A 17,960-nucleotide genomic window follows, 5' to 3' on the forward strand; every position below is an offset into this window, starting at 1 on the left:
GACGCTGAGCAGGCCGGACCGGTACAGCCTGAGCAGGCGAGCTGCCGGCGATCGTGGACGAAGCCGCGGGCGGTCAACGCGATGGCAGGCGGCGCATCATGACACCGATGAACTGGTCGCCCCGCACGAAGCCGAACTCCCGGGAATCCCAGCTGGTGTCGGCGTTGTCGCCCAGCACGACCAGGGCACGAGCGGGAACGACAGTCTCGGGTACGTCGCGTAGCGCCGGGAACGCCTGTTTCGGCACCGGTTCGCCGGCCACCGCGACCGCCCGCTTGACGAGCAAATGCCAGCCAGGATCGAATCTCTCCGGCACCTTGTCCTCATCGCCGGGTTCGATGCCCGGCGGCAGGCCGTCCAGCGGTGGAGGATTCGGGATCCTGACGACCACGATCTGGCCGGCGCGGGCTCGCCTCGTCTTGCGGACCAGCAGTCTGTCGCCGGAACGCAGGGTGGGTTCCATGCTGGGCCCGCTGACAGTGGCGACCAGGTACTGTCGGCGGAGCCACCACAGCGACATTCCCAATGTCAGCAAGCCGGATGCCGACAGGAGCAGATTGCCTGCCTTCATCGCACCTCCTGGTATCCCGAGGCCTGGAGCCGGAACAGGCGGGCGTACTGTCCGTCTGCGGCTAGCAGCGCCTCATGCGGTCCCTGTTCGGCGATCCGCCCGTCGTGGAGCACGGCGATGAGGTCGGCATCCCGTACGGCGCTGAGCCGGTGGGAGATCAGCAGGCTCGTGCGACCCGCCCGATACTCCCGGATGCTGGTGTGGACCTCGTGCTCGGCCTCCGGATCCAGGCCGGAGCTGGGCTCGTCGAGGATCATCAGGTCTCTGCCGTCGCGGACGAGGGCTCTGGCCAGCGCGAGGCGTTGCCATTGTCCGCCGGACAGCACCACTCCCGTCTCCGGATCGCCCTTGTCGGCCTCGGAGAAGAAGATGCGGGTGAGCAGCGTGTCGTAGCCTCGCGGCAGCCGCGAGAGCGTCTCGTGCACTCCCGCGCGGACGCCCGCCTCCGTGATCCGGGCCGGGTCGTCGAGGGCGGGCAGGTCGCCGAGTCCGATGTTCTCGGCGGCGGACAAGTCGTAATTCATGTGGTCCTGGAATACGGCGCTGATCCGCTCGCGAAGATCGGCGGGCGGGATGTCCCGCAGATCCACGCCGTCCCACAGGATCTGGCCGCGGGTCGGGTCGTACATCCTGCACAGCAACCTGATGAGGGTGCTCTTACCGGCGCCGTTCAATCCCACGAGGGCGACCGAACGGCCGTGCGGAATCGTCAGATCGACCCCGCGCAGCACCCATGGATGGTCGTCGCTGTAGCGGAACCAGACGTCCCGCAGTTCGATGCCCTGGCGCAGCGCGGGGGCCGTACCCTCGTCCACGCTCACCAGGTCCGGCTCGGTCCTGATCACCGCGACGTAGTGCGAGAAGGTGAGAAGCCCCTCGTGGACGGACGCCATGGAGGAGACGAGCGTGTTGAGCGCGGCCTGCACCCCGCCGACGGCCGCCACGAACATGGCGACGTCGCCGACGCTGAGGGAGCCCTGGCGGGCGGCCGTGATCGCCCACCACAGACCGGCACCCGCGACCGCCGCGCTCAGCGTGGTCAGGCCGCCCTGAGTGACCAGTTCCCGGCGGTCCATCCGGCTTTCGGCGGTGTCGGCCCTGCGCCGCTCGGCCATCATCCGTGCACGAAGGAACGCGCCGATGCCGAACAACCGGATCTCCGTGGCGGCCTGGACGCCGGTGAGCAGCCGGCTGTAGAAGAACTCGCGGCGGTGGATCTGCTCGATGTCCCACTGCATGGTGGCCCGCCTCCGCGACAGCAGCACTTCGGCGACGAGCGCCGGAACGGCGGCCAGCAGTACCAGGGCGGTCATGGCGGGGCTGAGGATCAGAAGGGAGCCCACGAAGCCGATGAGGGACAGGACTCCGTTCAGGCTTCCGCAGACTCCACTGACGAGGTCGCCGGTGCCCCCGGCGCCCTCTTGGGCTAGACGTAGCCGGTCGAGGAACGCCGGATCCTCGAAACGCCGGAGGCCGACCTGCCGCTCGGCCGCCGCGAACAGCCCGTCGATCGCTTCGGCTCGCGCGAGGCGCCCGGTCTGGGCGCGCAGATAGCGGCCGATCCCCGGGAGCGCGGCGGCGGCCAGACCGGCCGCGGCCAACCCGAGCGCGAGACCCGCGACCGCGCCGTCGGGAGTCGTCAGCCGGTCGATGACCGATTTGGTCAGCCATACGGTGGCGATCGGGGCCGCTGCCTCGGCTAGCGTCAGAAAGGCGTAGCCGGTGACCCCTCCTGGTGCCGACCGCCAGGTCAGCGACATGGCCTCCACGGCGGACGAGGCCAAGTCCCGGATCCCGGCCCGTCGGCTCGTACCCGGGTCGCTCATGCCGTCGATGCGACGGAAAGGTCCTCCACGCGTCCGCCCGTGGCGACGACGCGGTGATCGGACCCGAGCAGGTAGAGCGCCGGGGTCCACGTGTTCTGGAACGCACCTGCCACCGGGCCGTCGAAGTCCTCCACGATCACCCGGGCCACCGGCGCGAGCGCTTCGACCGCCTCCACGTCGTCCCCGGCGACCACCGCCAGCACGTTCTCCCGTCCAAGGGTGCGGGCATGCTCGGTGAAGCGGGGAAGCAGCTTGTGGCAAGGTTCGCAGCCGGCGGAGAAGAACCCGACCAGCCCGGCGACCGTATCCTGGGACACCGGCTCGCCTTCGACGGTCACAGCGGCGAACTCGCCGACAGACGAGCCAGGCTGCAACGCGATGGGAGGCCCGGCATGCTGGACGTCTCCCCCACCCGTCTGCCTCAACCGGCGGATCAGGCTGAGGGTGAGTAGCAGATTTAACAGACACAGCAGACCGATGAGCACGACGGCGGCGGTCAGGTAAGGCATCAGGCGTTCCTCGCGAAGAGATCGACGAAGTCGTCGAAGGAGGCGATCAGGATCGGAACCAGCGCCTCCAGCACGACGACTGCCATCGCCGGCGTGCGAAGGAGTTCGCGCCAGGCCGGGACGTGCGGGCGACGGCTGGCCGCCACCCGCGGGACGCCTACTCCGACCGCGTTAGCATTTGCCGACCTTGACCGTCTGGCAACCCTGGTCCAGGCAGCACTGACGGAGGTATTTGACTCCACCCGAGCAGTAGTAGTAGTTGCTGCAGCCGGCCTCCACGGTCACCTTTTGGGCGACGCGGGTCAGCAAGCGGTCCACGAGACCGAGCATGATGTCTCCTCTCTGGCCTTGCGGGGCGAGATGATGGTGATCACGATGATCCGGTTTTCCGAATTACGGCGCAACGGTCGAAATTATTTTCATAGATAATGATCAAGAGGTACAGGTATCCATAATTTCGGCCAGGAGATATCGGCGCCGAACATGGACCGAAAGGCCCCTGTCGTTCCCGCAACGTCGACCTGACCGCCCGGTTCGTGGGGCGTGACGACGGCACGCACAGCGCTCCAGGGCAGGCCGAGGAGCTCGTTCAGCAGGCGCGAAACGAGCGGGAGGAGCAACTCGCCGACACCACGGGCGATCGCCCATGCTCGTGATCGCCGCCTCCATCGTGATCAAGATAGTTAAAACCCCCGTTCGCCGGCCTGCGTCGCTACACTCTGTGCGGGTATGAGATCGTTCGCGGAGATGAGCGTGGTCGAGCCGGTATGTACGCTGACGACCCTGCACCCGTGAGCGAACGACGGAGCCTCGCCGACGGTCGATACGTGCTGGAGAGCGAGCCGGTCGGCTCGGGCGGGATGGGCACCGTCTGGCGGGGATACGACCAGAAGTTGCGGCGCACGGTCGCGGTCAAGGAGCTCCACCTGCCGGCCGCCGGCCTAAGCGCTGAGGAGCAGGCCAGACTGCGGGCGCGGGCGATGCGCGAAGCCAGGGCGATCGCCCGCCTCGAGCATCCGGGCATCGTGGGGGTGTATGACGTCCTGGAGGAGGACGGCCGGCCGTGGATCGTCATGCGTTTCATCGCCGGGCGTTCGCTCGACCAAGAGGTCAGGACCAACGGGCCGCTGGATCCTCGGCGGGCGGCCGAGATCGGCAGCCAGGTGCTCGACGCGCTGTCGGCGGCGCATGACGAGGGTGTCCTGCACCTGGACGTCAAGCCGCAGAACGTGTTGCTGGACGGCAAAGGCCGGGCGGTGCTCACCGACTTCGGGATCGCGCTGGTCGCCGACGCCACCGCGACCGTGACCGCGTCGCTCGTCGGTACCGTCGGCTACATCGCCCCTGAACGGCTGGACGGTTCTCAGCCTGGTCCGGCGGCCGATCTGTGGTCTTTGGGTGCCACGCTCTACTTCGCCGTGGAGGGCCGGCCGGCGTACGCCGCCGACAATGTGGCGGCCGCGCTCGTGTCGGCCCTGACCCGCGCCCCCGAGCCGATGACGCGGGCGGGGGCGTTGGCGCCGACAATTGCCGGCCTGCTGGAGCGTGAGGCCCGCGTGCGTCTCGACGCGGCCGATGCCGGCACGCGACTGCGCGCGGTCGCCACCGCGACGCAGGTCCTGCCACCCGATGGTCGCGCGCGGACGAAGGCGCTGCCTGCGGAGGTCCTGGACCCGCCGTCCGGGGCGGTCTGGAAGCGGAGGACCGCGGTGGCGGCGGGGGCGGCGGGCGTGGCGCTCCTCCTCGCAGTGGTCGTTGTCGTTCTTCCCTCCCTGATCTCCCAGGACCATGGAAATGCCGGACGACAGCAGGGCACGACGGGCTCCCCGGCCGCAACCCGCACAACGCCGAGTGTCACCCCGTCCCCGATGCCCACGGTGAGCCCGTCGCCGACGGCTGCCGTGCGCTACACCGTGCTGCCCGGCATCTGTACCAAGGTGGTTACCCGGGCGAGAAAGATCATTCCCAAGATGGATGGCGGCGAGGAAGATACGCCGGTTGAGAAGTTCGACGACCTCGTGGAGTCGCGCGGATGTCGCTGGAGCACGAAGGGCTACTGGTACAAGCACCCCTGGGCTGCCGACGTCGTCGTCAAGCTGTTCCGGTTCTCGACCGATTCCAGCGCGTCGGCGGCCTTCGAAGAGGAGCGCACGGACTTCTACAAGAACGCCATGCGGCTTGATGACTACGCGGATGAGCTGTGCCTGTCCAACCCGTCCGGCAAGGACTACGGGTACGCGCACGCGATGTTCCGCGAAGACAACCTGCTCGTAGAGGTCTCCTACGAGATGCTGACCAAGGGTTCGCCTGCGCCGGCGGTGGCGAGACCGCGTGGCCGGGACCTGACGAAGTATGTCTACCGGCTGGTGAAGTCGGCCACGTAGCCTGGCCGTACGCGAGCTCGCGCGTCCTATTCGGGCGTACGAGGCGCGGGCCCGCCCCGCTCAAGGCCGGAAGCTGGCTCGGTACTCCGTGGGTGTACGGGCGGTCAGCTGCCGGAACGCGGCGTTGAACGCCGACAATGAGGTGTAGCCGACCATGAATGCGATCTCCGTGATCGGAGTATCGCCCGCGGCCAGTTCCTCGACCGCGCGCAGCACCCGCATCCGGCGCAGGACCGCTCGCCAGGTCATGCCCGTCTCGTCCTCGAAGCGACGGGCCAGCGATCGTGGCGCCAGGCCCACCTCGTCTGCCACCTCCTCGAAGCGGATCTCGCCGCCGAGCCGCTGCTCGGTCAGCCGCAGGGCACGGCGTAGTTCCGGTGAGCGTCCCACTGGCACGACGACAGGGCTCGGTTGCTCGGCGAGCCGCCAGGTCACTGCGGCGAGTGCGGTGAAAAGCGTCTCGGCGTACGCGGTTAGAGGTTCGTCGCTCTCGCCCCAAGTGCCGCATTCGGTCACCAATGCGCGGGCCAGAGGGCTGAGGTCGAATACAGTCAACGGTGCCGGCGGGGCCGGGGTGAATCTGGTGTCGAACAGTACCGACGCGGTCGTGACCGGCTGCGGGATGCTCACCTGTATCGGCTGGCCGGCCTCGATCAGGGCTGCCCGCGCCGGCGGTAGGAGCCACGACTGGCCCTGCGCCTCGAGCCGGAGGGCACCGGCCGAGGCGCAGAGCAGGTAGTGGCGGTCCACCTTGAGCTCGCGGGCGGGCTCCCGCGGGAATGTACGGACGAAGCTGTACGCCTTCCGGGTCATCCACAGCCTCGCATGAACCAATCGTAGGGAACCGTCAGGACGCCGGTCAGGCGACGGTCTCCAGCAACTCCGCGTGGAAGCGCCGGCTCACCGGCGATCCGGTCATCATCGGGCGAATCGCCTTGCCAGAGCGGGCGAAGGAGTCCGACTTCTGGTAGCCGGCAAAAGACTCCGCGTCCTCCCACTCGTGGATGATGGTCACTCGGGTCTCGTTCTCGCGGGAGGCGTACACCTGATAGGCAACGTTTCCCGGCATCGCGCGTACCTCCTCGCGTACGCTGTCGAGCTGGGCCAAGGCAGCCGCGCGGTCAGCAGCGGCGGTGTCGAAGTCGACAATGGCAATGATCACAAGGACCTCCTGATTTGGGGGCGGCGACTGCCGCGAGCGGATGTCCCGATCCTCACATCGAGTCGGCCTGGTCGGCTTCCGCCAGTCGGACGCGTTCACGCTTCTAACGGACACGCCCGATCCAGGCCCTGATCTCACTCAAGATGGGCGAGCGCGCTGTCCAACGCCGCCGGAGCGTCCAGCTCCGGGTCCTTGGCCCAGTCCAGCCAGACCGACAGCAAAATGCCGAACACCGCGCCTGCGACGGCCCGCACTCGGTCGTCGTGTTGCGGATGATCGAGCCTGGTGGCGACCAGTTCGGTGAGCGTCTGCTTGGTGTTGGTGATGTTGGCGAGGCTGGCCGCCCACAGCGAGGGGACGCTGAGCACGAGCGCCTGGCGCTCCCGCTTCGCGGTCACGTCCGCGTCGGTCAGGTCGGTGAACACGGTCCGGAAGGCATTGCGGAGCGCCGGCACCGGGCCGAGTTCCGGCGGCTGGGCCGCGTACGCCTCGGCGATGAGGGTGTCATAGTCATCGAGGGTGACCAGCGCTTCCTTGGTCGGGAAGTAGCGGAACACCGTCCGGTGCGAGACGTCGGCCGCCTGGGCGATCTGCTCGACGCTGGTGGCGTCGTAACCCTGCTCACGGAACAGGCGCAGCGCGTGCCGCTGAATGGCGGCGCGGGTGCCGGCCTTCTTGCGCTCCCGTAGTCCGGGCTGTTCGGAATCTGACATCATGCGAAATCCTTCAGCGGGATGACCGCCCGATACTTTCCGCCAGGGGATTGCCGCGGCGGCTCCTCAGCGCGTTCCAGGATGACATGATCCAGCTTGTGGTCGGCGAGCAGGCCGCCGATCCCGTCACGCACCGCCCGCCACACCGTTTCCGGGTCCGCCCCAGGCGAGGGCCGCAGCCGTATGCGCAGGCTCGCCGGGCTGGTTTGGACGATCTGGTACAGCTGTACGCCAGGCGTGCGGTCCACGAGCGTGTTGAGCATCAGTGGCGCGATGACGACCTCGCCCTGCCCGGTGGCGAACGTGAGCACGTTGGCCACGCGCCCCTGCACCTGTATGGCCGGCAGGGGGTTGCCGCATGGGCACGGGTCAGGCCGCTGCAAGACGCTGTCGCCGAGGTCGTAGCGCAGGATCGGCTGTACGCGGTTGGCCAGATTGGTCACCAGAACGGTGTGGGATCGCCTGCCCGGCGGGGTCGGGGAATAGTCGGCTTCGACCGGTTCGACCAGGGCCCAGTCGCTGTTGACGTGGTACCAGCCGTACGCGCAGCCCTCGGTGAGGAAGGGACACTCGCTGGCGCCGTACGTGTCACGCACCTTGGCTTCGAAGGCGCGAGCCATCCGCGCGTAGTCACCGCTGGTCAGCGTCTCGCCGGCGGGTTCGACCACCACCGGCGCGATGTGCAGCCGTCCAGACTCCTGCTCGGCGGCGAGCATGTTGAGGACGCTGCCGTACCCGAGCAGGAGAGCGGGGCGGAAGTCGTTGAGCGCCTCGACCAGTGCGTCCAGCGGGGTGTGTACGGAGAAGAGGCGGATGGCCTTGCGCTGTAGCCGGTGTGCGCGCATGCGGGCGGCACCGGCCGAGACCAGGAAATGGCCGTTCGTCGCGGCCACGATGGCCATTCGTCCGCCGCCTGCCACGATGCGGGCGATGTCGGCGAGGTCCAGCCAGGAGCTCATCATCCGCATGCTGAGGGCGTAGTTGACGGCGATGTCCCGATCATCCTTGACGAAGATCGCGGGGTTTCCTGTGGTGCCCGAGGTGGTGACCAGCAGATATCGGTCGAGGAACCGTCCACCTACCAGTTGCGGGTCTGCGGCGAAGGCGCGCGCCCTGGTCAGGGTTACTTCGCGGTCGGTGGCCCAATGGTCGTAGTGCGCCATCAGCGCCTTCTTGTCGGTGACGGGCAGCTCGGTGGCGGAATCGGCGCGGGGAGGCAGGCCGCTGTAGAGATCCCGGTAGTAGGGCGAGTGGGTACGGGCGTGCTCGACGATCTCGGCGAGCCGCCGTCGCTGGACTGTCGCCCACTCGTGGTGCCTTCTGGTGCGGCGCGCGTCTTGCAGCAGCCGTGGAACGCTCTCCTTCATGCCGAATATTCTGTCACATGACTGTCAAAAGTTAGTGGCATGACATGTTTTTCTGGCCAGATGGTCACAGCGAGGCAGGTCACGGGTCCAGGTGGGGTCGAGCGGATGAACCTGCCAAGCCACGACGGCTCACTGTCTACGCTGAAGTCGCCGGTGGCGGCCAAGGGGCCACTCCGGTGGTCACGGTCACGCAATACTCGCCAAAGGTCGCGGAATCCGCCGAGCCCGACTCTGGCTTCTGGGGTACGGCCGGAGTGGTGGCTCTGACCATGATCACTGGACTGATCTCCAGCTTTCTGGTCTTCAAGTCCTGGAAAGAGCTGGTGATCTCCGACGTTATCGCCATCCTCATCAACGCAGCCATCGCGGGAATGCACACCTTCGTACTCTCCCTGATGGGCATCACCTTGATTTGGGCGATCGTAATCGCAGTGGTATACGCGGTGATCGGGTTCTTCGCCAGCGTGTTCGCCACTTAGATCGGAGCTTCACGACCGCTCGGGTCCGGGCCGGGGTCAGGATCTGTCCAAGTACGGCACCCGCGCCGTCTCCCCTCAGCGGCCGGAACACACCCGCCGAACCACCGCGAATTAGATATTCGCCAAGGCGTACCAATGAATATCTATGCGCGGCCCCAATCCCGTTGATCATCGGGCATTCTCCCGAGCCGGTGTCGACCATGCCCCCGGACCGCCAAAGAGCATCCCAAAATGGGGCTGTTTAGATATTCGACCAGTTTTTCTTGGACGCTTCTTTGTGAATTACATCGGAGGCGGCGGGTATCGGGACGATGTATCCCCATCACGAACCTGGTGTGCTTATCCCAGCACTTGAAAGGACATCCCATGACCGCCACCGCAGAGGCCGCGCGTACCGAGACCTCCGAGCGTGAAGGTGAAGGGCGTTCCCTGGAAGCCCTGCTGCTTGCCGCGCTCGCGACTCGCCGCGGAGAAGGGGAGGAGAGCGGTATCGACCACCCGCTCCTGCTCGCCGCGCTGATGCGCCGCCGCAGAGGAGGCGAGGAGAGCGGAATCGACCACCCACTCCTGCTCGCCATGATGATGATGCGCCGCCGCGGAGAAGAGGAGGAGAGCGGAATCGACCACCCGCTACTCCTCGCCGCGCTGATGCGCCGCCGCAGAGGAGGCGAGGAGAGCGGAATCGACCACCCACTCCTGCTCGCCATGATGATGCGCCGCCGCGGAGAAGGCGAGGAGAGCGGAATCGACCACCCGCTCCTGCTCGCCATGATGATGCGCCGCCGCAGAGGAGGCGAAGAGAGCGGAATCGACCACCCACTTCTCCTCGCCATGATGATGCGCCGCCGCAGAGGAGGCGAGGAAAGCGGAATCGACCACCCACTCCTGCTCGCCGCGCTCGCCAACCGGTAGTGCCGCGACTCCCGATCGCAGGCAGAAAAGAGTCCCTCAGCCGGCGTGAATCGACAGCTGGGGACAGGACACATCGACCGCAGAGGAGCAACTCATGGCGTCAGAGGAAGCCGCTGAACCGACCGAGCATGACCCGGTGGATTCGCTGATCGACGACGTCATTCGCGACATCCTCAATGAGGCCAGCCAGTCCACCAAGGTTCTTGCCCGCGGCGGGGACTCGATGGCCGCCCTCATCGAAACAGCCCTCACATCGGGGACGCACGCGATGCCGAAGGCATCGACAATCGAACGGCTCCTGCTCGCGCAGGTTCTGGCCTCCGCTCTGGCCGACTCTCTCGCGCCCGCGCTGGCAGACGCTCTGACTCCCGAGATCATGAAGGTCCTGGAGCAGTACACCGTCAACAGCAAAGCCACTGGCACGAAGGCCACGCGGACGACCACCACCGCGGCCAGGGGAACCAGCAGAAAGAAGACGTGAGCCATTGGAGGCAATGTCGGGTCATGGGCGTCGGTCATCCGGCGCCCATGGCTTGTCTTGCCTCGGCCGTGCGTGGTCGCCACCGACCTCCCGCTGCTCCTGCTGACCACGGCCCCGCCGATCGCCGCGGTGCTCGGCCGTGATCGAGGCGACAATCCTGGCCAGTGTCAGAGCAGGCGCTCCAGGAAGACCATGATCGTCATGACCGCGATGCCGGTGACGATCAGGTTGACGGCCCAGCGCAGATTGCGGTGTTTGGTGCGCGCGATCCGCGCGATCCTCAGGGCGTCGGTGGCCAGGAACAGCTCGTAGTCCCTGGCCTCGGCGTTCATCCGCTCGATCAGGGCTTCGGGCGTGGGCTCCTCGGCGTAGATGAGGATTCTCTGCCCGCCCTGTTGGGGCGATGGGGGGCGAATGGTGATCAGGATCAGCAGGACCGCCGCGGACAGCAGGATCAGCGCCAGGATGACGCCGAAGCGCCCGACTCCCGGGAATTGGGCCGGACCGGTGAGGATGAGGGTGACCATCACGCCGTAGGCGACGCCCGCCCAGGACAGCAGGAGGCCGGCTCTCTTCTCGCTGGCGCTGATCAGCTCAGCGCGGGCCGCGGTGGTGGCGGCGTCGAGTCGATCCCTGAGGAACGGGGACATGGGCGCATGCGGCGCACCGCTGTCCTCTCCGGGGTGACCGCCGGATGCGGCCGGTTCGTGGTTCATGGTGGGCGGGTCCTTTCCGCCGATAGGGCTGACCAGCGAGGCAGTCGAGTTCGCCTACTTTCGACTGTAGGCGTGCGGCCAGGGCAGGAGCCGGTGCACCCGGACGTGTCCCGCATACCGGTCTGCTTGCGGATGGCCTACCACTGCCGCAGGGCCCGTGAAGCGGGGGCTTTCGACGCCAACTGCCCTATCGCTACTATCAGGCCACTAATCGCCTACTTTGGCGATTTGTGAAGGACGCGCTGATCGGCAAGGAGAGTGCCCGCACGTGGCTGGTTTGGGCAGAGTCGGGCGGCGACGTACGGGAACCGTGGACGATGGGAACGGCGCACCGGAGTCGGCCGGCGACCGGCCGCGGCGACTGGCCGGTGCTCGGCGACTGCCCCTGCGGACCGTACTGATCATTCTGGTCTTCGTACCGAGCATCACCTTTGCCCCGGTACTGGCTTCGGGAATGTTCCAGCTGTTCAGCCAATGGCAGTCGGAGAAGGCCCAGATGGATCTGGCCACCACCACCGCCGGTAGGCCCGCGGCCAACCTGTTCTTCAACTTTGGGCAGGAGCGGCTGCTCACCGCGGAGGTGCAGGCCAACCCGCGGGGCGGCGCCCGCGACAAGCTCGCCAAGCAGCGCGTGCTGACCGACCAGGCGGTGAAGGCCTTCCGTCCCGTGGCGACCCTGGACACCACCAAGGGACAGGAGGGGATCCCCGCGGCCGTCGCCCGCGTCGAACGGGGCCTCGACCTCCTCGACCAGCAGCGCCGGGCAGTCGACGCCGGGTGGTCCAACGAGCAGAAGGCGTTCGACTATTACACCGGCGTCATCGAGTCGGACCTCAGGCTGTTGACCGTCCTCAGCCACACCGAGCACGGCGAGGTGAACACCAAGGCGCAGACGCTGGTCGACCTCTTCTGGGTCCTCGACATGCTCGGCCGCGAGGACGCCATTCTGGCCCGCGGCTGGGACAAGGGGCGCCTTACGGCGGAGGAGCACGACCTGGTCGCCGACGCCATCGGCACCAAGGAGCATCTTCTCCAGTCCCGGGTGGCTCCCAGCCTCCTGGACAACGAGAGCCAGTACGGAAAGCTGACGGCCAGCAAGGCGTGGCAGACCATGATCGCTCTGGAGGAGCGGCTGGTCACCGCCGGGACCGGAGAGAGCGGCCAGGTGGCGCTCGGCGAGGTCAGCACGTCGTGGCGCTCCTCGGTGGACGCGGTCACCCCGCAGCTGGTGGAACTCCTGCGCGTCCGGCTCGTCAACGTGGCCACGATCGGCTACACCCATGCCGGCACCCTCTTCATCATCTTCCTCAGCGTCAGCGGCGTGGGCCTGCTCGCCTTGGGCCTGGTCATCTTCACCAGCTGGCGCCTCACCAGCATCCTGCGCCGGCGCATCCTCCACCTGCGCGAGGAGGCCCAGGAGCTCCAGGAGCGGCTGCCCGACGTGGTCGCCCGCCTGGAGCGTGGCGAGGAGGTCGACGTGGACGCGGAAGTGCACATGGTCGAGCCAACCCCCGACGAGCTCGGCGAGCTCGGGCATGCCCTCAATCTGGCCAGCCGCAGCGCGGTCCACACCGCCGTACGGCAGGCCGAACAGCACCGTGGCTTCCAGCGCATGCTCCAGCGCATCGCCCGCCGTACGCAGATCCTCATCGGCCTTCAGCTGAAGAAGCTGGACGAGCTGGAACGCAAGCACGAGGACCCCGAGGTGCTGGAGGGCCTGTTCGACCTCGACCACCTCACCGCCCGCCTGCGCCGCTACGAGGAGAACCTGGTGATCCTCGGCGGCGGCCAGCCGCAGCGCCGCTGGCGCAAGCCGGTACGCCTGCTCGACGTCCTGCGCGCCGCCCAGGGTGAGGTCCAGGACTACCGCCGGATCTCGATCGAGGTCGAGGGCGACCCCTGGGTGGCCGAGCGGGCGGTCGGACCGCTGGTCCACGTCCTGGCGGAGCTGATGGAGAACGCCACCGCCTTCTCCAAGCCGATGACCCCCGTCGAGGTACGGGCCGCGCTGGTCAGCCGGGGCCTCGCCGTGGAGATCGAGGACCGCGGTCTGGGCATGGAGCCCGCGCAGTACGCCGCCGCCAACGCCCTGCTGAAGTCGCCGCCGCAGCTCGACGTGATGACCCACGCCGACGATGTGCGTCTCGGCCTGTACGTGGTCGCCCGGCTCGCCACGAGCCTCGGACTCCAGGTGGAGCTGCGGCCGTCCGCCTTCGGCGGCACCCGGGTCATCGTGCTGCTCCCGGAGCCGCTCGTGGTGGACCGCCCCCGCCCGGTTCCCGGACCGACGGCGCTGCCCAGGGAGGTCCCCACCCGCCCCCAGGAAGTCCCGCCTCGCGAGGACGACGCGCCGCTGCCGACCCGCTCCAGGGGACGCGCGATGGCCTACGTAACAGCACCGGAAACAGCACCGGAAACAGCACGGGATCGAGACGACGCGCCCCCGTCCGCCGAGCGTCCGCCGCTGCCCCAACGGGTGCGCCAGGCCAATCTGGTCACCGAGTTGAAGGCCCCGGTGGACAGGGATGAAGATACCGACCAGGAAACCTGGGCAGTACGCGAGCAGCCCAGCCGATCCAGTGCCACGATCGGTGCGTTCCAGAGGCAGTCCCGCCGGCGCCGGACCGGTGACGACGCCTTCCAGCCCCGGCCGGACGGATCCCCCGAGCCCGGCTCCCCTACGACGGAAGACCGAAGATGACGCAGCGCACCACCGCCACCGACGCAGACCTGGACTGGCTCCTGGACGGCCTGGTCAATCAGGTCGCGGGCACGCGGCACGCCATCGTGCTGTCCGACGACGGCCTGGTGGTCAGCCGCTCCCGGACCATCGAGCGCTCGGACGCCGAACGCCTCGCCGCGATCGCCACCGGCCAGCAGAGCCTGGCTCGCGGTGTCGGACAGCTCTTCAGCGGCGGCCCGGTCCACCAGGTCATCATCGAGATGGCCGACCTGTGGCTGTTCGTCACAGCGGCGGGCCGCGGCACCCATCTGGCCGTGGTCGCCTCTCAGGAGGTCGACGCGGAGCTGATGGCCGTCGCGATGCACACCCTGGTCCAGCAGGTCGGCCAGAAGCTGGGGACCGACACGCGCACCCCGGAACCCGATGACGCGGGGAGACACGGATGAGGCACTGGACGGAGAGCTTCGACGACGATGCCGCCGATGAGCCGCTTGTCCGTCCCTATACGATCACCGGCGGACGAACCACCCCCGAGCGGGACGACCTCACGCTGATCACCCTGGTGACGGCGCTGTCCGAGGCGACCTCTTCGGAGTCGGGACACGGCATGCGGAGGATGCAGCCGGAGCACCGCACCATCCTCGCTCTGTGCACGCGGCCCCTGGCGGTGGCCGAGGTCGCCTCCGCGCTGAACCTCCCGGTGTCGGTGACCAAGATCCTCATCGGCGACCTGATCGAGGCCGGTCAGCTGCGGGCCCGGCCGCCGCTGGCCTTCGCGCAGGCGGGTGGCCTTCCCGGTATGACAATTCTTGAGGCGGTGCGGGATGGGCTACGCAATCTCTGACCAGAAGGACACCGCTCCCCTGGCAGTGAAGATCCTTATCGCCGGTGGGTTCGGCGTGGGCAAGACGACCCTGGTCGGCGCGGTGAGCGAGGTCGCTCCCCTGCGTACCGAGGAGTACCTGACCCATGCCAGCGTCGGCGTCGACGATCTGGAAGGGGTGGGCGGCAAGACCACCACGACCGTCGCCCTGGACTTCGGGCGCATCACCATCAACCGTGAAATCGTCCTCTATCTGTTCGGCACGCCTGGGCAGGAACGCTTCTGGTTCATGTGGAACGACCTCGTCAACGGCGCGATGGGCGCCGTCGTCCTGGTCGACACCCGCCGGCTGGACGTCAGTTTCGCCTCGATCGACTTCTTCGAGAGCCGCCGCATCCCCTTCATCGTCGGCGTCAACTGCTTCCACGGCGTCAAGGACCGGACGCAGGAGGAGATCCGCAAGGCCCTCGACCTCGATCCGCAGGTGCCGCTGGTGCTCTGTGACGCCCGCGACCGGACGGCGGGCCGCGACGTGCTGCTGGCGCTCATCGAGCACCTGATGGACACGCAGTCCCGCGCCGCGGCTCACCCCGTGGCCTGACCTCCCGGCCGCCACGTCGTGGACAGCAGGCTGGGCACGGCACCGTTCTGGGCGGTTACCACCACGAGGGTCGGTCCGTTCGTGGGCGCCGGGAGCCGGAGCTCGGTGATGGCGCCGCTCGTGGACTGGGCCGGCACCGGCAGGTCACCGTCCTGAAAGCTCACGATCCGCTGTACGGTCGGCGCGGCCGCCTTGAGCGCCCAGCCGTTGCCCCCGGGCCGGGCCTTCCGGATCAGTGCGCGAAGTCGCCGACCGGCCGTGCCGCCCGCCCTGCCGCTGAGGCGGATGGTCAGCTCGCCACCCGAGCCGAAGGCGCCCGGTGGTACCGGGTTGACGATGAACAGGCCGGAGCGCAGAGAACGGGTGCCCTGCCGACCGGCGAAGCCGCCGCAGCTGATCAGGGACGAGGTCTCACTGCGCACGCCGTCCCGCGTCTGCTCGGGGGCGGGCTTGGCCTGCTCCCCGGCCGGACTCACGATGAAGTCCACGCTGTCGATGCGCAACCCGGCCACGCCGTCAGGCATGACGGACCCCGCCACGGTTTCACGGAGTACGCCGGAAATGCCGCGTCCCTCCATGATGTCCAGCGCCTCGACGCAGATCAGGCCGTCGTCCGGCATCTCCTCGGGCAGCAGGTCGAAGACCGCCACACTCTTCTTGAGGTGACCGCCGCCCTTCAGCAGCACACACTGGCGCAACCGCCCCTGGGAGCGGATCTGGATGAGCCGCGGCAGGCCCTTGACGGCCTCCGCCGGCTGCTCCGGCTCCCCCTCGTGCCAGCCGCGTACCGACCCGGCGTCCACCGACAGCGACACCGTCACCCGCAGCCGGCGGCCCGCGGCGGCCACCTTGAATCCGGCCAGTCCCGAGCGCTCGAACCGGCCCACGATCTGTACGCCACGATGCACCTGGTCGGCCACCTGCAGCGCCGCGTCGTGGCCGCTGATGATCCCGATCGGCGCCTCGGCGGGGACGGCGAGCCGGTCGAAGTCGGTGCCCGTCCCGGAGGCCGGCAAGTCGCTCATGAAGCGCTCCTCGAAGCGGTGAGAGCCGTACCGAACCCGTCGGGATCCCGGAAGTCGAACCGGCACAGCAGCGGATCACGCCGCTCCCACATCCTGCGTACCGCGCAGTGGAGCGGGTCGCCGTCGCGCTCCACGTGCCGCAGGCCCGCCACGAGCGTGTGCAGGTACTCGTTGCCCTGCCCGACCTCCCAGTGCGGCACCACCGGCGAGGGCACGTCGGCCCCGCTGCGGTAGAGCCACAGCCACAGCCGGGCCCGCTCCCGCTGCTCGCTCCCCAAGATGGACTCCCCCTTCGCGTGCTTGGCGACGGCCTCGCCGAGCAGCCGCCAATAGTCGTCCCGCGTGCGGGCGACGTGCGACAGTCCGCATTCGCTCCACTCGGACCAGCCGGCCTGGATGACGGGGATGCCGAAGGCGGGCAACTCGTTGGAGACGCTCCCGCGCACGGTCACCCCCACGTCGGTCATGCTCCACAGCGCGTTCTTCGACAGCGCCAGGCTGGGCATGAAGGCCATGTGCTCGTGCGCTGAATGGCGGGCCGCCACGGCCGCGAAATGGCCGGTGGTGTCATACCGGAACTGGCTCGGATGATCTAGGAAGAGCCAGCTCACGCGGTCGTTCGTGGCGGCGAAATCCGCGGTCTCCTCGAACCAGCGCGCCAGATCGTCGAACAGTTCCCTGTTGGCGCCGACCGCGTCGGAGACGGCATGGTGGAAGACGGTGAAGACGGGCAGGTCCGGGTCGATCCCGAGGCGTTCGCAGGCGTGCTGGCGGAGCTGGCGGCGTTCCGTCTCGGTACGCACTTCGTAGTCGCTCACGTTTCCGGCCCGCCACCAGCTCGGCCGGCCCAGGTTGACCTTCGCCCGCCAGGCCACGAGCTCGGCGTTCGGCCTGATGAGGTCCCGGCGCGGCCAGACGTACTCCTCGAAGAACTCGCCGATCTGGCCGGTCAGCTCCTCCCGGAAGGTGCCGAGCCCGCCGCGGCGCTCCGGGAAGAGCGCGTACGCCTTCAGGGCCCCGGTGCTCTGTACGTGCACGACCGGGATCTCCCGGCGCATGGCCGTGTCGACCGCCAGCCCCCACTGGTCGTAGTCGACATGGCTGGTGACCAGCGCGGCGGGCGACCGCTCCGCGAACAGCCGGTCGTAGACGGCGGAGAAGGCCCTGGTACGGGCGCGCCGCGACTGATGCCAGGGCTCTTCGCTGTCCGGCAGTCGCGGCACCCGGCCCAGCCGGATCAGCGTCGCCTTCTCCACAGCGGTCAGCGTCTCGGAGTCGCTTCCCTGCGCCGGGCTGTCGCCTCGGTCGGCCAGCCGGCGATCCACGAGGCCGTGCACGTCGAGCACCTCGGTGGCGCCGAACGCCTCGGCCAGCCGCCGGACCCGCTGAATGTCGAACTCCTGCCAAAGCGTCTCGCGCCAGTCCGGGTCCGTGCCGGTGAGCACGACCAGCCGGGCCGACAACAGATCGCAGAGCGCGTTCGCCACCAGCAGGTTGCGCACGATGACCCTGATGTCCTCATGGAACGCCTCTGCCACGACCGCTGGCGCGCTGTCATCCCGAGGAGGGCGATGTCCCCAATACGCCCGTGCAGCGATGAGCAGCCGATCGAACTGCTCGCTGTCCCCCACAAGGTTCATGATCTCTCCGACCCCGTACCCGTCGCCCGATCGGCACGGCCGCGACGACCCTGCCAGACCCGGCAACC

The 17,960-nt window shown here is 68.3% G+C and carries 20 protein-coding genes; 8 read left to right on the top strand and 12 right to left on the bottom strand.

The annotated features are described in order from the left end of the window. Nucleotides 1-73: 73 nt before the first annotated feature. From ACQP2T_RS62105 to ACQP2T_RS62125, 5 genes are read right to left on the bottom strand one after another with little or no spacing between them, the layout of a single operon-like run. Nucleotides 74-571 (bottom strand): S26 family signal peptidase, encoded by a 498-nt coding sequence (locus tag ACQP2T_RS62105; protein WP_433513946.1) that lies wholly within the window; start codon nt 569-571, stop codon nt 74-76. Next, the gene (locus ACQP2T_RS62110) at nt 568-2,397 is read right to left on the bottom strand and encodes an ABC transporter ATP-binding protein (protein WP_433513947.1); all 1,830 of its coding nucleotides are present in this window, start codon (nt 2,395-2,397) and stop codon (nt 568-570) included. Before ACQP2T_RS62110 ends, ACQP2T_RS62105 begins: the two co-directional genes overlap by 4 nt. After that, entirely contained in the window at nt 2,394-2,906 is a 513-nt protein-coding gene (locus ACQP2T_RS62115) for a TlpA family protein disulfide reductase (protein ID WP_433513948.1), read from the bottom strand. Before ACQP2T_RS62115 ends, ACQP2T_RS62110 begins: the two co-directional genes overlap by 4 nt. Continuing rightward, complete coding sequence (locus ACQP2T_RS62120; protein ID WP_433513949.1) at nt 2,906-3,052, bottom strand: hypothetical protein; 147 nt, start codon at nt 3,050-3,052, stop codon at nt 2,906-2,908. Before ACQP2T_RS62120 ends, ACQP2T_RS62115 begins: the two co-directional genes overlap by 1 nt. Nucleotides 3,053-3,077: 25 nt before the next feature. Continuing rightward, nucleotides 3,078-3,236, bottom strand: a complete 159-nt coding sequence (locus ACQP2T_RS62125; RefSeq protein WP_433513950.1) for a hypothetical protein — start codon at nt 3,234-3,236, stop codon at nt 3,078-3,080. Between the two features lie 461 nt (nt 3,237-3,697). Between ACQP2T_RS62125 and ACQP2T_RS62130 the strand changes: the two genes are divergently transcribed. Further along, a complete protein-coding gene (locus ACQP2T_RS62130) occupies nt 3,698-5,290 on the top strand; it encodes a serine/threonine-protein kinase (RefSeq protein ID WP_433513951.1) in 1,593 nt (530 codons plus the stop codon). Nucleotides 5,291-5,350: 60 nt separating this feature from the next. On the opposite strand, the gene ACQP2T_RS62135 is transcribed toward ACQP2T_RS62130, so the two are convergent. The 4 genes from ACQP2T_RS62135 to ACQP2T_RS62150 all read right to left on the bottom strand — a co-directional run bounded on the left by ACQP2T_RS62135 (nt 5,351) and on the right by ACQP2T_RS62150 (nt 8,532). Continuing rightward, nucleotides 5,351-6,103, bottom strand: a complete 753-nt coding sequence (locus ACQP2T_RS62135; protein WP_433513952.1) for an AraC family transcriptional regulator — start codon at nt 6,101-6,103, stop codon at nt 5,351-5,353. 46 nt (nt 6,104-6,149) lie between these two features. Beyond that, nucleotides 6,150-6,452 carry a putative quinol monooxygenase gene (locus tag ACQP2T_RS62140; protein ID WP_433513953.1) on the bottom strand — a complete coding sequence of 101 codons (303 nt, stop codon included), beginning with the start codon at nt 6,450-6,452 and terminating at the stop codon, nt 6,150-6,152. Between the two features lie 134 nt (nt 6,453-6,586). Further along, nucleotides 6,587-7,168: a TetR/AcrR family transcriptional regulator gene (locus ACQP2T_RS62145; RefSeq protein ID WP_433513954.1), complete on the bottom strand. Its 582-nt coding sequence runs from the start codon at nt 7,166-7,168 to the stop codon at nt 6,587-6,589. After that, entirely contained in the window at nt 7,165-8,532 is a 1,368-nt protein-coding gene (locus ACQP2T_RS62150) for a phenylacetate--CoA ligase family protein (RefSeq protein WP_433513955.1), read from the bottom strand. Before ACQP2T_RS62150 ends, ACQP2T_RS62145 begins: the two co-directional genes overlap by 4 nt. A gap of 176 nt (nt 8,533-8,708) precedes the next feature. Here ACQP2T_RS62150 and ACQP2T_RS62155 point away from each other — a divergent pair, with 176 nt between their 5' ends. The 3 genes from ACQP2T_RS62155 (at nt 8,709) to ACQP2T_RS62165 (ending at nt 10,404) form a co-directional block, all read left to right on the top strand. Next, nucleotides 8,709-9,011, top strand: coding sequence for a hypothetical protein (locus ACQP2T_RS62155; RefSeq protein ID WP_433513956.1), 303 nt, complete (start codon nt 8,709-8,711; stop codon nt 9,009-9,011). A 366-nt stretch (nt 9,012-9,377) separates the two neighbouring features. Beyond that, a complete protein-coding gene (locus ACQP2T_RS62160) occupies nt 9,378-9,923 on the top strand; it encodes a hypothetical protein (RefSeq protein WP_433513957.1) in 546 nt (181 codons plus the stop codon). A 94-nt stretch (nt 9,924-10,017) separates the two neighbouring features. Beyond that, entirely contained in the window at nt 10,018-10,404 is a 387-nt protein-coding gene (locus ACQP2T_RS62165) for a hypothetical protein (protein ID WP_433513958.1), read from the top strand. A 167-nt stretch (nt 10,405-10,571) separates the two neighbouring features. Here the strand turns inward: ACQP2T_RS62165 and ACQP2T_RS62170 are convergent, their stop codons facing one another. After that, nucleotides 10,572-11,120 carry a Pycsar system effector family protein gene (locus ACQP2T_RS62170; protein WP_433513959.1) on the bottom strand — a complete coding sequence of 183 codons (549 nt, stop codon included), beginning with the start codon at nt 11,118-11,120 and terminating at the stop codon, nt 10,572-10,574. A 310-nt stretch (nt 11,121-11,430) separates the two neighbouring features. On the opposite strand from ACQP2T_RS62170, the gene ACQP2T_RS62175 reads away from it, so the two are divergent. Genes ACQP2T_RS62175 through ACQP2T_RS62190 form a run of 4 tightly spaced genes read left to right on the top strand, consistent with a single transcriptional unit; the run spans nt 11,431 to nt 15,227 of the window. Further along, a complete protein-coding gene (locus ACQP2T_RS62175) occupies nt 11,431-13,821 on the top strand; it encodes a nitrate- and nitrite sensing domain-containing protein (RefSeq protein WP_433513960.1) in 2,391 nt (796 codons plus the stop codon). Beyond that, nucleotides 13,818-14,249, top strand: coding sequence for a roadblock/LC7 domain-containing protein (locus ACQP2T_RS62180; RefSeq protein ID WP_433513961.1), 432 nt, complete (start codon nt 13,818-13,820; stop codon nt 14,247-14,249). Before ACQP2T_RS62175 ends, ACQP2T_RS62180 begins: the two co-directional genes overlap by 4 nt. Continuing rightward, nucleotides 14,246-14,647: a DUF742 domain-containing protein gene (locus ACQP2T_RS62185; RefSeq protein WP_358437298.1), complete on the top strand. Its 402-nt coding sequence runs from the start codon at nt 14,246-14,248 to the stop codon at nt 14,645-14,647. Before ACQP2T_RS62180 ends, ACQP2T_RS62185 begins: the two co-directional genes overlap by 4 nt. Next, nucleotides 14,628-15,227 (top strand): GTP-binding protein, encoded by a 600-nt coding sequence (locus ACQP2T_RS62190; RefSeq protein ID WP_358534691.1) that lies wholly within the window; start codon nt 14,628-14,630, stop codon nt 15,225-15,227. The genes ACQP2T_RS62185 and ACQP2T_RS62190 overlap by 20 nt, the downstream gene beginning before the upstream one ends. Here ACQP2T_RS62190 and ACQP2T_RS62195 read toward each other — a convergent pair. Together ACQP2T_RS62195 and ACQP2T_RS62200 are read right to left on the bottom strand one after the other, a co-directional pair. Next, on the bottom strand, nt 15,212-16,252 hold the full coding sequence (locus ACQP2T_RS62195) for a hypothetical protein (RefSeq protein WP_433513962.1): 1,041 nt from the start codon (nt 16,250-16,252) through the stop codon (nt 15,212-15,214). The two genes, ACQP2T_RS62190 and ACQP2T_RS62195, sit on opposite strands and share 16 nt — an antisense overlap. Beyond that, complete coding sequence (locus ACQP2T_RS62200; protein WP_433513963.1) at nt 16,249-17,892, bottom strand: hypothetical protein; 1,644 nt, start codon at nt 17,890-17,892, stop codon at nt 16,249-16,251. Before ACQP2T_RS62200 ends, ACQP2T_RS62195 begins: the two co-directional genes overlap by 4 nt. Nucleotides 17,893-17,960 lie beyond the last annotated feature (68 nt).

It is taken from the genome of Nonomuraea sp. CA-143628, assembly GCF_050942315.1.
Taxonomy (GTDB): domain Bacteria; phylum Actinomycetota; class Actinomycetes; order Streptosporangiales; family Streptosporangiaceae; genus Nonomuraea.